Raw genomic sequence first — 13,455 nt, 5'->3', positions numbered from 1 at the left:
CCATGGACGGGATTCTCGGCCTGCGGCACCACGGTAGCGGGCGGAATCCGCGGGCATCATCACAAAGAGTGACCGCGTCAGCTCTTCCGGCGCCCTATCAAGTGCGGCTTCGCCTCCAGCCCGTCCAGCCCGTGCCACGCCAGGTTCACGAGATGGGCGGCCACCTCCGCCTTCTTCGGGCGGCGGACGTCCAGCCACCACTGGCCGGTCAGCGCGACCATGCCGACCAGCGCCTGCGCGTACAGCGGGGCCAGCTTGGAGTCGAAGCCGCGGTTCTTGAACTCGCGGCCGAGGATGTCCTCCACCTGGGTGGCGATGTCCGAGATCAGGGACGCGAAGGAACCCGTCGACTGGGGGATGGGGGAGTCACGGACCAGGATCCGGAAACCGTCCGTGTACTCCTCGATGTAGTCCAGGAGCGCGAAAGCCGCCTGCTCGCACAGCTCACGCGGATGACCGGCCGTCAACGAGCTGGTCACCATGTCCAGCAGGCGCCGCATCTCACGGTCGACCACCACCGCGTACAGCCCCTCCTTGCCGCCGAAGTGCTCGTACACCACCGGCTTGGACACCCCGGCCTTCGCCGCGATCTCCTCCACCGACGTGCCCTCGAAACCCTTCGAGGCGAAGAGGGTGCGACCGATCTCCAGCAGCTGCTGGCGACGCTCCGCACCGGTCATCCGGGTGCGACGCGCACGCCGCGGCTTCTCATTGCTCGGGGTGCTGCTGGAGTCGGTCGCCACGGCGTCAATCATGCCGCCTCAGCCGTCTCCCTCTCGCGTCGGGAACCGTCCTCACCCGTGTTCCGGCGGGAATCGATACGCGAGCGTGACGGCCAGCGCACGTCATAGGCCCAGCCGAGCATCTCGAACCAGCGGATGAACCGCGCCGAGGAGTCCAGCTGGCCCCGCTCCACCCCGTGCCGTGCCGACGTCGGGTCGGCGTGGTGCAGGTTGTGCCAGGACTCACCGCACGACAGGACCGCCAGCCACCACACGTTGCCCGAGCGGTCACGCGACTTGAACGGCCGCTTGCCCACCGCGTGGCAGATCGAGTTGATCGACCAGGTGACGTGGTGCAGCAGGGCCACCCGGACCAGCGAACCCCAGAAGAAGCCGGTGAACGCGCCCCACCAGGACATCGTCACCAGACCGCCGATCACCGCGGGCAGGGCCAGCGAGAGGAGCGTCCACATGATGAACTGCCGGGAGATCGTCCGGATCGCCTTGTCCTTGATCAGGTCCGGCGCGTACTTGTCCTGCGGCGTCTGCTCCTCGTCGAACATCCAGCCGATGTGCGCCCACCACAGGCCCTTCATCAGTGCCGGGAGCGTCTCCCCGAAGCGCCACGGCGAATGCGGGTCGCCCTCGGCGTCGGAGAACTTGTGGTGCTTGCGGTGGTCGGCCACCCAACGCACCAACGGTCCCTCGACGGCCATCGAGCCCATGATCGCCAGCGCGATCCGCAGGGGCCTCTTCGCCTTGAAGGAACCGTGGGTGAAGTAGCGGTGGAAACCGATCGTGATGCCGTGGCACCCCAGGTAGTAGAAGAAGACCAGCAGGCCGAGGTCCAGCCAGCTCACGCCCCAGCCCCAGGCCAGAGGCACGGCCGCCAGCAGCGCGAGAAACGGGACGGTGATGAAGAGCAGCAAGGTGATCTGCTCGATCGAGCGCTTCTGCTCGCCACCCAGGGTGGCGGAGGGCGCGGGAGTCTCGTCGGCCGGCTTCGAAGAGCCTTCGATCACGTCGGAGCTTGAGGTCATGCGTGTCCCCTGTGGGGTCTTGGACTGAGGCTGGTGCCGGGCAGCGAGAACCGTGCGGTGCTTCCTACGGTTCCGTAACCTACGGCGTCGTAAGTATGGCAGCGGGCCGCCCTACGGCAAGAGCCCGACATTCTGCGCCTCCGCATGGACACCTATCCTTGGGTCGGTCGGACAGCGCGGTCCGCTCTGATTTTCTTCCCGGATGGTCCGGTCCGTATGCGGCAGCAGCCGCCTGACCGCCATCCGGGTTCCCCTCTCGCACGAGCTTCAACACTGCAAGGAGCCGCACCTGTGAGCAGTGCCGACGACCTGACTAGAAGCACCACGTCGACCAGCAGCGAGCTGCGCGCCGACATCAGGCGCCTGGGTGACCTCCTCGGCGAGACCCTTGTCCGACAGGAGGGTCCCGAGCTGCTCGAACTGGTGGAGAAGGTCCGCCGCCTCACCCGTGAGGACGGCGAAGCCGCCGCCGAGCTGCTGCGTGGCACAGAACTGCAGACCGCGGCCAAGCTGGTCCGTGCCTTCTCCACCTATTTCCACCTGGCCAACGTCACCGAGCAGGTCCACCGCGGCCGGGAACTGCGCGCCAAGCGCGCCGCCGAGGGCAGCCTCCTGGCCCGTACGGCCGACCGCCTCAAGGACGCCGACCCCGAGCACCTGCGCCAGTCGGTCGCCAACCTGAACGTCCGCCCGGTGTTCACCGCGCACCCCACCGAGGCCGCCCGCCGCTCCGTCCTCAACAAGCTGCGGCGGATCGCCGCGCTCCTGGAGACCCCGGTCATCGAGGCCGACCGCCGCCGCTACGACACCCGCCTGGCCGAGAACATCGACCTGGTGTGGCAGACCGACGAGCTGCGCGTCGTACGCCCGGAGCCCGCCGACGAGGCCCGCAACGCCATCTACTACCTGGACGAGCTGCACGCCGGCGCGGTCGGTGACGTCCTGGAGGACCTGACGGCCGAGCTGGAGCGGGTCGGCGTCAAGCTGCCCGACAACACCCGGCCCCTCACCTTCGGCACCTGGATCGGCGGCGACCGCGACGGCAACCCGAACGTCACGCCGCAGGTCACCTGGGACGTCCTGATCCTCCAGCACGAGCACGGCATCAACGACGCCCTGGACATGATCGACGAGCTCCGGGGCTTCCTCTCCAACTCCATCCGCTACACCGGCGCCACCGACGAACTCCTCGACTCCCTCGGCACCGACCTGGAACGCCTCCCGGAGATCAGCCCCCGCTACAAGCGCCTCAACGCCGAGGAGCCCTACCGCCTCAAGGCCACCTGCATCCGGCAGAAGCTGGAGAACACCAAGACCCGCCTGGCCAAGGGCATCCCGCACGAGGAGGGCCGCGACTACCTCGGCACCGCCGAGCTGCTGCACGACCTCACCCTGATCCAGAGCTCCCTCAGGCAACACCGCGGCGGCCTCTTCGCCGACGGCCGCATGGACCGTACGATCCGCACCCTCGGCGCGTTCGGCCTCCAGCTCGCCACCATGGACGTACGCGAACACGCGGACGCCCACCACCACGCCCTCGGCCAGCTCTTCGACCGGCTCGGCGAGGAGTCCTGGCGGTACGCCGACATGCCCCGCGAGTACCGGGCCAAGCTGCTCGCCAAGGAGCTGCGCTCCCGCCGTCCGCTCGGGCCCACCCCGGCGCCCGTGGACGCCGCCGGCGAGAAGACCCTCGGTGTCTTCCAGACCGTGAAGCGGGCCCTGGAGGTCTTCGGACCCGAGGTCATCGAGTCGTACATCATCTCGATGACCCAGGGCGCCGACGACGTGTTCGCGGCGGCGGTGCTGGCCCGCGAGGCCGGCCTGCTCGACCTGCACGCCGGCTGGGCCAGGATCGGCATCGTGCCGCTGCTGGAGACCACCGACGAGCTCAAGGCCGCCGACACGATCCTCGAGGACATGCTCTCCGACCCGTCCTACCGGCGCCTGGTCGCGCTGCGGGGCGACGTCCAGGAGGTCATGCTCGGCTACTCCGACTCCTCGAAGTTCGGCGGCATCACGACCTCGCAGTGGGAGATCCACCGCGCCCAGCGGCGCCTGCGTGACGTGGCGCACCGGTACGGCGTGCGCCTGCGCCTCTTCCACGGCCGCGGCGGCACCGTCGGCCGCGGTGGCGGCCCCTCGCACGACGCGATCCTCGCCCAGCCCTGGGGCACCCTGGAGGGCGAGATCAAGGTGACCGAGCAGGGCGAGGTCATCTCCGACAAGTACCTCGTGCCGTCCCTGGCGAGGGAGAACCTGGAGCTGACCGTCGCGGCCACCCTCCAGGCCTCCGCCCTGCACACCGCCCCCCGCCAGTCCGACGAGGCGCTGGCCCGCTGGGACGCCGCGATGGACGTCGTCTCCGATGCCGCGCACGCCGCGTACCGCAGGCTCGTCGAGGACCCGGACCTGCCGACGTACTTCCTCGCGTCGACGCCGGTGGACCAGCTCGCCGACCTGCACCTCGGCTCGCGGCCCTCCCGCCGCCCCGGCTCGGGCGTCTCCCTCGACGGCCTGCGCGCCATCCCGTGGGTGTTCGGCTGGACCCAGTCCCGGCAGATCGTGCCCGGCTGGTTCGGCGTCGGCTCCGGCCTCAAGGCCCTGCGCGAGGCGGGCCTGGACACCGTGCTCGACGAGATGCACGAGCAGTGGCACTTCTTCCGCAACTTCGTCTCCAACGTCGAGATGACCCTCGCCAAGACGGACCTCAGGATCGCCGCCCACTACGTCGACACCCTCGTCCCGGACGACCTCAAGCACGTCTTCGAGACCATCAGGGCCGAGCACGAACTGACCGTGCGCGAGGTGCTGAAGGTGACCGGGGAGAAGGAACTGCTCGACGCCACCCCGGTGCTGAAGCAGACCTTCAGCATCCGCGACGCCTACCTGGACCCGATCTCCTACCTCCAGGTCACCCTCCTCAAGCGGCAGCGCGACGCGGCGGCCGCGGGCGAGCAGCCCGACCCGCTGCTGTCCCGGGCGCTGCTGCTGACGGTCAACGGCGTGGCGGCGGGCCTGCGCAACACCGGCTGACGGCCCTCCCGGACACAGGACACAAAGGTGCCCCCGGCCTCGTACCCGAGGCCGGGGGCACCTTCATATGTGCGATCAGGCCTTACGGCGACGCAACACCAGGTAACCGCCCCCCGCGACCAGCGCGGCCGCGAGGCCGGACAGCAGGCCGACCGGGGCGCCCGAGCCGGTCTCGGCGAGATCGCCGCCGGTGCCCTGGCCGGACGGGGAGGAGGAGGCCGACGGGCCCGCCGACTCACCGGCGGAGGATCCCGGGCCCGGCGACGCGGACGGGTCGGCCGACTCGCCCGCCGACGAACTCGGCGAGGCAGAGCCGGACGGCGTCGAACCGCCGCCGCCGTCCCCCTCGTCCTCGCAGTCCGTCCAGAACACCTTGTGCTTGGCGGCGCCGTTCTCGCCCTCGAAGTTCCAGAACAGCTTGTAGTGGCCGTCGGGCAGGGACAGGTCGTCCGTACGGCCGTGGCCGTCGGCGTCCAGGGTGATCTCGCCGGACTTCACCGTCTCGCCCTTGACGGCCGTCGGGGCCCACGCCTCGATGTGCCAGTCGACCTCCTGGACGGCGTCGAAGCCGAAGGCGTCGAGATAGAAGGTGCAGACGTGGGGCTCGTTCTTGCGGAGCTCCTCGCCGGTGGTGGCGTCGTGGATCTTCACGGTGCCGTTGTCGCCGGAAGGGGTGGCATGGGCGAGGGGAGCGGCCAGGAAGGCCGCCGCGACGACGGCGGACAGGACGCCGGCGCGAGGGAGGATACGCATGGGGCAGTAGTCCATCTTCGAGATGTGAGCGGGAAGATGTGGAGGGGGCGGCTCAGCTTCCAGCCCCTGCCGTGACCAGGTCAATCACGAACAGGCAACACTCGGTTCCTCCACACGACCTGACAACGGCGAAACCCCTTAGACCGTCACGAACGCGGCCGTCAGCAGCGCGATCCCCGCCCCCGCCATCACCCACGCGACGCGCGTCCGCCGCAGCCCGCCGGCCACCACGACCGAGGCGAGCAGCAGCGCGCCACCCATCGGCACCCACGAGTAGAGGATCCCGGCGGGACCGGAGCGCACCACGTCGTCGCTGCCCGGCTTCACCACCACGGAGTACGTCCGTCCCTTGCGCACGGCGACCGTGTGCTCGATGACCACGCTCCCGCGGGCGGCCGACCCCACCGACGCCGGCGTGTACGGCCCCGTACAGGTGTCCTCGCCGCACCGCGTCACCTCGACCGTGCCGCGCTCCCGCCCCTTGGTGAGCATCACGTGCTGGGCCGTCCCCCAGGACGCCCACACACCGGCGATCAGGATCAGCGCCGCGACCGTACCCATCGCCACGAGCCGCCCGAACCGCAGCGCGGTCACGGAGGCCTGACGGGAGGTGGTGGCAGTGGCAGGCATGGCGGGGATCATTGGCCATGACACTGCGGCCGGTCAACTTCGGCGGGCACCGGGCCCGGAAAAGTCGGCAGTTGTACGTACCTTTCCCCAGCCCTTCTCCCAGGCCCGCCGTCGCCTCAGGAGTTGTACGTCCCCTGCGCCCGCTCCAGTCCGTCGATCACCAGACACTCCACCGCGTCCGCCGCCCGGTCCACGAAGTAGCCCAGCTCCTTGCGCTCCGCCGACGAGAAGTCCTTCAGCACGAAGTCCGCGACCGGCATACGCCCCGGAGGCCGCCCGATCCCGAACCGCACCCGGTGATAGTCCGCACCCATCACCTTCGTCATCGACTTCAGACCGTTGTGCCCGTTGTCCCCGCCACCGAGCTTCAGCCTCAGCACCCCGTAGTCGATGTCCAGCTCGTCATGGACGGCCACGATGTTCGCCACCGGCACCTTGTAGAAGTCCCTGAGCGCGTTCACCGGCCCGCCCGACAGGTTCATGAACGACATCGGCTTGGCCAGCACCACCCGCCGGTTCGCCGGCCCGGGCGGCCCGATCCGCCCCTCCAGGACCTGCGCCTGCGCCTTCCCGGCCCGCTTGAACCGGCCCCCGATCCGCTCCGCGAGCAGATCGGCGACCATGAAGCCGACGTTGTGCCGGTTGGCGGCGTACTCGGGCCCGGGATTACCCAGCCCGACGATCAGCCAAGGGGCGCCTGCATCGGTCGTCACGTGCATGTCTCCTTGATACGCGCCGACCGCCGCCCCCGAGGGGAGCGGCGGCCGGCAGCCGGTATTCCGGGGAGGATCAGGCCTCGGTGGCCTCGGCCTCGCCCTCCGCCGGGGCCTCCTCGGCCTGGGCGGCCAGGATCTGGAGGACGACCGCGTCCTCGTCGGTCACCAGCGTGGTGCCCTCGGGCAGCGGGATGTCCTTGGCGAGGATGGAGTCGCCGGCCTCCAGGCCCGCGATGGAGACGGTGACCGACTCCGGGATGTGCGTGGCCTCGGCCTCGACGTTCAGCGTGCTCAGCACGTGCTCGAGCAGGTAGGCGCCCGGCGCGAGCTCGCCCTCGGTGTGGACGTAGACCTCGACGTTGACCTTCTCGCCGCGCGTCACCAGAAGCAGGTCGACGTGCTCGAGGAAGCCCTTGATCGCGTCGCGCTGCACGGCCTTCGGGATCGCCAGCTGGGTCTTGCCCTCGATGTCCAGCGTGAGCAGGACGTTCGGGGTGCGCAGGGCGAGCTGCAGCTCGTGGCCCGGCAGCGTGATGTGGGCCGGCTCGGCACCGTGACCGTAGACAACGGCGGGAACCTTGCTGTCACGGCGGATACGGCGGGCCGCACCCTTGCCGAACTCGGTACGGGTCTCGGCGGCGAGCTTGACGTCAGCCATGGTCACTCCTCGTAGAACAGTCGGGGAAGGTGGTCACCCGGCCAAACAATCGGCCTGCTACGAAGAGCGCGTCGATAACGGACAGCCGATCCACCGTCGTAGAAAACGGAGAACGGCCTCCCTCGCCGAGCAACTTCAGCAGTCTACTCAGAGAGGGAGGCCGCACCCAAAAGGATCTTCGACGAGAAACCGGGAACGAGCCCGGGGAACCCTTACTGCTCGTCGAACAGGCTCGTCACCGAACCGTCCTCGAACACCTCACGTACCGCGCTCGCGATCGTCGGCGCGATCGACAGCACCTTGATCTTGTCCAGGTCCGCACCCAGCTCACCCGGCGTCGGCAGCGTGTCCGTGAAGATGAACTCGCTCACCCGCGAGTTCTTCAGCCGGTCCGCCGCCGGACCCGACAGCACACCGTGCGTCGCCGTCACGATGACGTCCTCCGCACCGTGCGCGAACAGCGCGTCCGCGGCCGCGCAGATCGTGCCACCGGTGTCGATCATGTCGTCGACCAGCACACACACCCGGCCCTTGACCTCACCCACCACCTCGTGGACGGTCACCTGGTTCGCCACGTCCTTGTCGCGCCGCTTGTGCACGATGGCCAGCGGAGCGCCCAGCCGGTCACACCAGCGGTCGGCGACCCGCACCCGGCCTGCGTCCGGGGACACGACCGTCAGCTTGCCCTTGTCGACCTTCTTGCCCACATAGTCCGCGAGGAGCGGCAGGGCGAACAGATGATCCACCGGCCCGTCGAAGAAGCCCTGGATCTGATCCGTGTGCAGATCCACGGTCAGGATGCGGTGAGCACCGGCCGTCTTCATCATGTCCGCGATCAGACGCGCCGAGATCGGTTCACGCCCGCGGTGCTTCTTGTCCTGCCGCGCGTAACCGTAGAACGGCACGATGACGGTGATGGAGCGGGCCGACGCGCGCTTCAGCGCGTCGATCATGATCAACTGCTCCATGATCCACTTGTTGATCGGAGCCGTGTGGCTCTGGATCAGAAAGCAGTCCGCACCGCGAGCCGACTCCTGATAGCGCACATAGATCTCGCCGTTCGCGAAGTCGAAGGCCTTCGTCGGGACAACCCCGACACCCAGCTGCTGGGCGACCTCCTCGGCAAGCTCGGGGTGGGCGCGGCCGGAGAAGAACATCATCTTCTTCTCGCCGGTCGTCTTGATCCCGGTCACAGCACAGTCTCCTCAGAGGTGTTTCAACTGGGTACCGATAGCTTCTCCGCTGGCTGCGAGAGGCCGTCTCGGCTGGTGGGGCGTGCGGGTATGCACGTATCACGGTACGCCGTGTCCGACGCACCCGTTTCCGGTCAGCCTTCGCTCTCACCCTGCCGGGAGGCCGCCTCGGCCGCCTTCGCAGCCGCGCTCCCCGGACGCTTACGGGCCACCCAACCCTCGATATTCCGCTGCTGACCGCGGGCCACGGCCAGTGAACCGGGCGGCACGTCCTTCGTGATCACGGACCCGGCGGCGGTGTACGCACCGTCCCCGACCGTGACAGGCGCCACAAACATGTTGTCCGAACCGGTACGGCAGTGCGACCCCACGGTCGTGTGGTGCTTGTCCTGCCCGTCGTAGTTCACGAACACGCTCGCCGCACCGATGTTGGTGTGGTCACCGATCGTCGCGTCACCGACATACGAGAGATGCGGGACCTTCGTCCCCTCCCCGATGGAGGAGTTCTTCGTCTCCACGTACGTACCGACCTTCGACTTCGCGCCGAGCCGCGTACCGGGCCGCAGATAGGCGTAGGGCCCCACGGTCGCCTGCGGACCGACCTCCGCCCCGTCCGCGACCGTGTTGTCCACCCGCGCCCCCGCACCCACCCGCGTGTCCCGCAGACGGCTGTTGGGCCCCACCTCGGCACCCTCACCCAGGTGCGTCGAGCCCTGCAGCTGCGTCCCCGGATGCACGATCGCGTCCTGCTCGAAGGTGACCGTGACATCCACCCAGGTCGTGGCCGGATCGACGACGCTCACGCCGGCCAGCATCGCGCCGGTCAGCAGCCGGTCGTTCAGAATCCGCCGCGCCTCGGACAACTGCACCCGGTTGTTGATCCCGGCGATCTCCCGGTGATCACCGGCGACCGAGGCACCCACGCGATGCCCCGCCTCCCGCAGGATCCCGAGAACATCGGTCAGATACTCCTCACCCTGCGAGTTGTCCGTACGGACCTTCCCCAGCGCGTCCGCGAGAAGCTGCCCGTCGAACGCGAACACCCCCGAGTTGATCTCCCGGATCGCCCGCTGCGAGTCGGTGGCGTCCTTGTGCTCGACGATCGCCGTGACGGCCCCGGAGGCGTCGTCCCGCACGATCCGCCCGTAACCGGTCGCGTCCGGCACCTCGGCCGTCAGCACGGTCACCGCGTTGCCGTCGGCGGAGTGCGTGGCGGCGAGCTGCCGCAAGGTCGCACCGGTGAGCAAAGGAGTATCCCCGCACACGACGACCACGGTCCCCTCGACCGGCCCGCCCAGCTCCTCCAACGCCATCCGAACGGCATGCCCCGTACCGTTCTGCTGCGCCTGCACCGCGGTGCGCACCTCGGCGTCGGTCTCCGTCAGATGCGCGGTGACCTTCTCACGGGCGTGGCCCACGACCACGACAAGGTTCTCCGGCTGCAACTCACGCGCGGCGGCGAGCACGTGGCCCACGAGGGACCGGCCACAGATCTCGTGCAGAACCTTGGGTGTGGCCGACTTCATACGGGTGCCCTCACCCGCTGCGAGAACGACGACGGCTGCCGGGCGAATGGCGCTCACGGGGTTGCCCTTCGGCTTTGGATGGGTGGGGGGTCGGACATCCGCAGGATACCGGGGCGTTTCGTGGGGGACATGAGAGTGGGCCCTGACAGTGCTGTCAGGGCCCAGTTTCGAGAGGGGCTCCCGGAGAAGGACTCGAACCCTCATTCAACGGACCAAAACCGTTTGTCCTACCTTTAGACGATCCGGGATTATTGGTGCGCTATGTCCGATTTTGTTGATCGGCTTCGCGCACAGACAACACTATGCCGTACCAAGAGCCCTCGATGCGACGGTACAGCTCTGCGCTGCGGCGCACGGTGACTGCAAGGCAGCCGCGGTAGTCGTCTCCAGTGTTCTTGCGCACCGTCTTCGGGTTGTGCCGCTTGAGGACCGTCTTGCCGAAGGTGCTGCGGTCCGCCTGGACCAGGTCCGCCCAAAACGCCTCGGCTGATTCCACGTCAGCCGACTCGTGGATCATGACGTGGTACCTGAGGCGTTCTCGTTCTACTTCGAGCAAATCGAGCCAGGCCAGGAAGAGCTTGATCATGTTCGGGTCGCTATTGACGAAGATGACGCGCTCACGCCGGGCGTAGGACTTGTCCTTGGTGCCCTCGGCCCAATAGAGGGCGACCCCTGCGATGAACAGATCACGGTCGGACAGCTCACCGATGGCGGTGGCCGCAGCTTGCTTGGTCTCTTGTCGCTCTTCTTCGCGTCTATGCAGAGTTGCTTCCCAGCCCTTCCTGGCGATTGCCGAGGCCTCCTCCGGGGTCCGTTTTCGCTCGGGCTTCGGCAGATCCCGTACCCACAACGAGATCGAACTCTTGGAGCACCCCAGCTCCACCTGGATCTGGTCGTACGTCCAGCCCTGCGGGCGCAGCTCGCGCGCCTTTTCCCGGAGGTCGTCCTTCGCGTTCGGGCGCTTCGTCCACTCCGGGGGCGGTTCGCCTTCCAGGAGGCGGTTGAGGATGTCGTTGTTGTGGACGTGCAGGCGGTCGCGGATCTGGCGTCGGCTGAGGCCGGCCCGTCGCAGCGTGAGCGCCTGCTCCCGGAGTCCCTCGAAGTCCGTGGATGTGCTGTGTGGATGTGCCGTGGGCATACCGTCGGGTGGAATTCGATCTTCCGGGGTCGAACGGTGAGTGATTCAACAGTTCGAGGGATATCGGTCGGTTTCGTTCTCGTCCGATCACGGCATGTGGTGTAGGCCAGTCACGGAAACTCACCGGAAAAGGGGCCCCCGGCGCCCGTAGGCTGGGAGGCATGACCACGACGGGGGAAGAACACACCACGGCCTTGGGAGGGCCGTGGTGGTGGGCCAGGTGGCGCAGTGCGGTGCTGGACGTGGGTCTGGCCGTGGCGTCCGCGGTGGAGTGTGGAGTGGAGGGGGTTCCGTTCGCGCGGGACGCGGGGATTCCGGATGCCGCGGGGATCGTGTTCGGACTGTTGGCCGGTTCGGTGCTGGTGTTGCGGCGGCGGTGGCCGATCGCTGTCGTGCTGGTGTCGATCGCGATCACGCCCGCCCAGATGGGCTTCCTGATGGGCATCGTCGGCCTGTACACGCTGGCGGCGTCCGAGTTGCCGAGGCGGATCATCGGTTCGCTGGCGGGGATGCAGCTGGTGGGGACGTTGATCGTGACGTTCGTGCGGGTCCGGCAGGACATGGTGCGGGGGGATCTGACGCTGGGGGACTGGTTCCTCCCGTTCGCTGCGATCACCGCGTCGTTGGGGCTGACCGCGCCGCCGCTGCTGTTCGGGATGTATGTGGGGGCGCGGCGGCGGCTGATGGAGAGCTTGCGGGAGCGGGCGGACAGTTTGGAACGGGAGCTGCAGTTGCTGGCCGAGCGGGCCGAGGAGCGGGCCGAGTGGGCGCGGAACGAGGAGCGGACGCGGATCGCGCGGGAGATGCACGATGTCGTGGCGCACCGGGTGAGCCTGATGGTCGTGCATGCTGCCGCGCTGCAGGCCGTTGCTCGGAAGGACCCCGAGAAGGCTGTGAAGAATGCCGCGCTTGTGGGGGACATGGGGCGGCAGGCGTTGACCGAGTTGCGGGAGATGCTCGGGGTGTTGCGGACCGGGGACGGCCGGGCGGCCGCCGCGCGGCGCGACGAGGTGCCGTTGGCGGCAGTGGGGGCGGCCGCTGCGGTGGCGGCTTCCCGGGTCGCCGAGGACGAGGGTGCGGGCGACGGGCCCGGGCCCTCGTTGTCCGATCTGGATGTGCTGGTGGGGCAGTCGGCGGCCGCGGGGATGGTGGTCGAGCTGTCGGTGGAGGGGGAGACGCGGCTGTATGCCTCGGACATCGAGCAGACGGCGTTCCGGGTGGTGCAGGAAGCGCTGACGAACGTCCACAAGCATGCGGCGGGGGCGAAGACGCACGTGCGGCTCGCGCATCGGGTGTCGGAGATCGCGATGCAGGTGGAGAACGAGCCGCCGCCGGAGCTGACGTCGGCGTCGTCGGCGCGGTTGCCGTCCGGGGGCAACGGTCTGGTGGGGATGCGGGAGCGGGTCGTGGGGCTGGGCGGGGTGTTCGTGTCGGGGCCGACGGATGCGGGGGGTTTTCGGGTGTCGGCGGTGATTCCGGCCGGGTAGTGCGGTTGGCCGGGTGTCTCAGCCTGCCGTGAGGCGGGTCGGTTCGATGCCGGAGACGAGGGTGGCGAGGGCCTGGTCGAGGTCGGGGCCGAGGTACCAGTCGCCGGTGTGGTCGAGGGCGTAGACGCGGCCGTCGGTGTCGATGGCGAGGATGGCCTGGGTGTCGGTTTCGGCGCCGAGGGGGCAGACCTCGGTGTCGAGGGCGCGGCCGAGGTCGGCGAGGGTGCGGGCCATGTGGAGGCCGTGCAGCGGGTCGAGGTGCAGTCCGGCGGGGGCGATCTGGCGGCCGGGGCCGGTGGGTGTGAGGTGGAGGCCGCCGAATTCGGCCCAGGCCTCGACGGCGGCGGGGAACACGGCGTGCCGGTGTCCGGCGGGTGAGGCGTGTTCCCGCAGGGCGTCGGCCCAGATTTCGGCCTGCTTTATGTCCCAGCGTCCGGGTTGCCAGCCGGCGGCGCGCAGGGCGGCGTCGACGGGTACGGGGAAGCGTGTGGTGGAGGTGCGGTCGGGGTGCATCTTCCCTTGGTTCGTCGAGATCGTCGAGGTCGCGGCTGTCGGGCTG

Annotated in this window: 12 protein-coding genes and 1 tRNA gene; 2 read left to right on the top strand and 11 right to left on the bottom strand. The window is 68.9% G+C overall.

What is annotated here, in order from left to right; all coding sequences use genetic code 11:
- Window positions 1–77: 77 nt before the first annotated feature.
- Both ACZ5XS_RS30695 and ACZ5XS_RS30690 read right to left on the bottom strand, forming a co-directional pair.
- Window positions 78–755: a TetR family transcriptional regulator gene (locus tag ACZ5XS_RS30695; protein WP_468656766.1), complete on the bottom strand. Its 678-nt coding sequence runs from the start codon at window positions 753–755 to the stop codon at window positions 78–80.
- A complete protein-coding gene (locus ACZ5XS_RS30690; RefSeq protein WP_468656764.1) occupies window positions 752–1,762 on the bottom strand; it encodes an acyl-CoA desaturase in 1,011 nt (336 codons plus the stop codon). Before ACZ5XS_RS30690 ends, ACZ5XS_RS30695 begins: the two co-directional genes overlap by 4 nt.
- A 291-nt stretch (window positions 1,763–2,053) precedes the next feature.
- On the opposite strand from ACZ5XS_RS30690, the gene ppc reads away from it, so the two are divergent.
- A complete protein-coding gene (ppc, locus tag ACZ5XS_RS30685; protein WP_468656762.1) occupies window positions 2,054–4,795 on the top strand; it encodes a phosphoenolpyruvate carboxylase in 2,742 nt (913 codons plus the stop codon).
- A 75-nt stretch (window positions 4,796–4,870) separates the two neighbouring features.
- Here the strand turns inward: ppc and ACZ5XS_RS30680 are convergent, their stop codons facing one another.
- The 8 genes from ACZ5XS_RS30680 to ACZ5XS_RS30645 all read right to left on the bottom strand — a co-directional run bounded on the left by ACZ5XS_RS30680 (window position 4,871) and on the right by ACZ5XS_RS30645 (window position 11,409).
- Window positions 4,871–5,548: an LPXTG cell wall anchor domain-containing protein gene (locus tag ACZ5XS_RS30680; RefSeq protein WP_468656760.1), complete on the bottom strand. Its 678-nt coding sequence runs from the start codon at window positions 5,546–5,548 to the stop codon at window positions 4,871–4,873.
- Between the two features lie 138 nt (window positions 5,549–5,686).
- On the bottom strand, window positions 5,687–6,190 hold the full coding sequence (locus tag ACZ5XS_RS30675; protein ID WP_468656758.1) for a hypothetical protein: 504 nt from the start codon (window positions 6,188–6,190) through the stop codon (window positions 5,687–5,689).
- Window positions 6,191–6,294: 104 nt separating this feature from the next.
- Complete coding sequence (gene pth, locus ACZ5XS_RS30670) at window positions 6,295–6,897, bottom strand: aminoacyl-tRNA hydrolase (RefSeq protein ID WP_468656756.1); 603 nt, start codon at window positions 6,895–6,897, stop codon at window positions 6,295–6,297.
- Window positions 6,898–6,967: 70 nt separating this feature from the next.
- Window positions 6,968–7,552 (bottom strand): 50S ribosomal protein L25/general stress protein Ctc, encoded by a 585-nt coding sequence (locus ACZ5XS_RS30665; protein WP_468656754.1) that lies wholly within the window; start codon window positions 7,550–7,552, stop codon window positions 6,968–6,970.
- Window positions 7,553–7,764: 212 nt separating this feature from the next.
- On the bottom strand, window positions 7,765–8,745 hold the full coding sequence (locus ACZ5XS_RS30660) for a ribose-phosphate diphosphokinase (RefSeq protein ID WP_217242425.1): 981 nt from the start codon (window positions 8,743–8,745) through the stop codon (window positions 7,765–7,767).
- 134 nt (window positions 8,746–8,879) lie between these two features.
- Window positions 8,880–10,328 carry a bifunctional UDP-N-acetylglucosamine diphosphorylase/glucosamine-1-phosphate N-acetyltransferase GlmU gene (gene glmU / locus ACZ5XS_RS30655; protein ID WP_468656752.1) on the bottom strand — a complete coding sequence of 483 codons (1,449 nt, stop codon included), beginning with the start codon at window positions 10,326–10,328 and terminating at the stop codon, window positions 8,880–8,882.
- Window positions 10,329–10,448: 120 nt separating this feature from the next.
- A tRNA-Gln gene (locus ACZ5XS_RS30650) sits at window positions 10,449–10,519 on the bottom strand.
- Window positions 10,520–10,530: 11 nt separating this feature from the next.
- Entirely contained in the window at window positions 10,531–11,409 is an 879-nt protein-coding gene (locus ACZ5XS_RS30645) for a hypothetical protein (RefSeq protein WP_468656751.1), read from the bottom strand.
- Window positions 11,410–11,570: 161 nt separating this feature from the next.
- Between ACZ5XS_RS30645 and ACZ5XS_RS30640 the strand changes: the two genes are divergently transcribed.
- Entirely contained in the window at window positions 11,571–12,896 is a 1,326-nt protein-coding gene (locus tag ACZ5XS_RS30640) for a sensor histidine kinase (protein ID WP_468656749.1), read from the top strand.
- Window positions 12,897–12,914: 18 nt separating this feature from the next.
- Here ACZ5XS_RS30640 and ACZ5XS_RS30635 read toward each other — a convergent pair whose 3' ends face one another.
- Window positions 12,915–13,409 carry an SUKH-3 domain-containing protein gene (locus ACZ5XS_RS30635; RefSeq protein ID WP_468656747.1) on the bottom strand — a complete coding sequence of 165 codons (495 nt, stop codon included), beginning with the start codon at window positions 13,407–13,409 and terminating at the stop codon, window positions 12,915–12,917.
- Window positions 13,410–13,455: the final 46 nt, after the last annotated feature.

It is taken from the genome of Streptomyces sp. NPDC033131, from assembly GCF_055578365.1.
The sequence above is the reverse complement of the archived record's forward strand: the minus strand, read 5'-3'. Positions and strand labels throughout refer to the sequence as shown.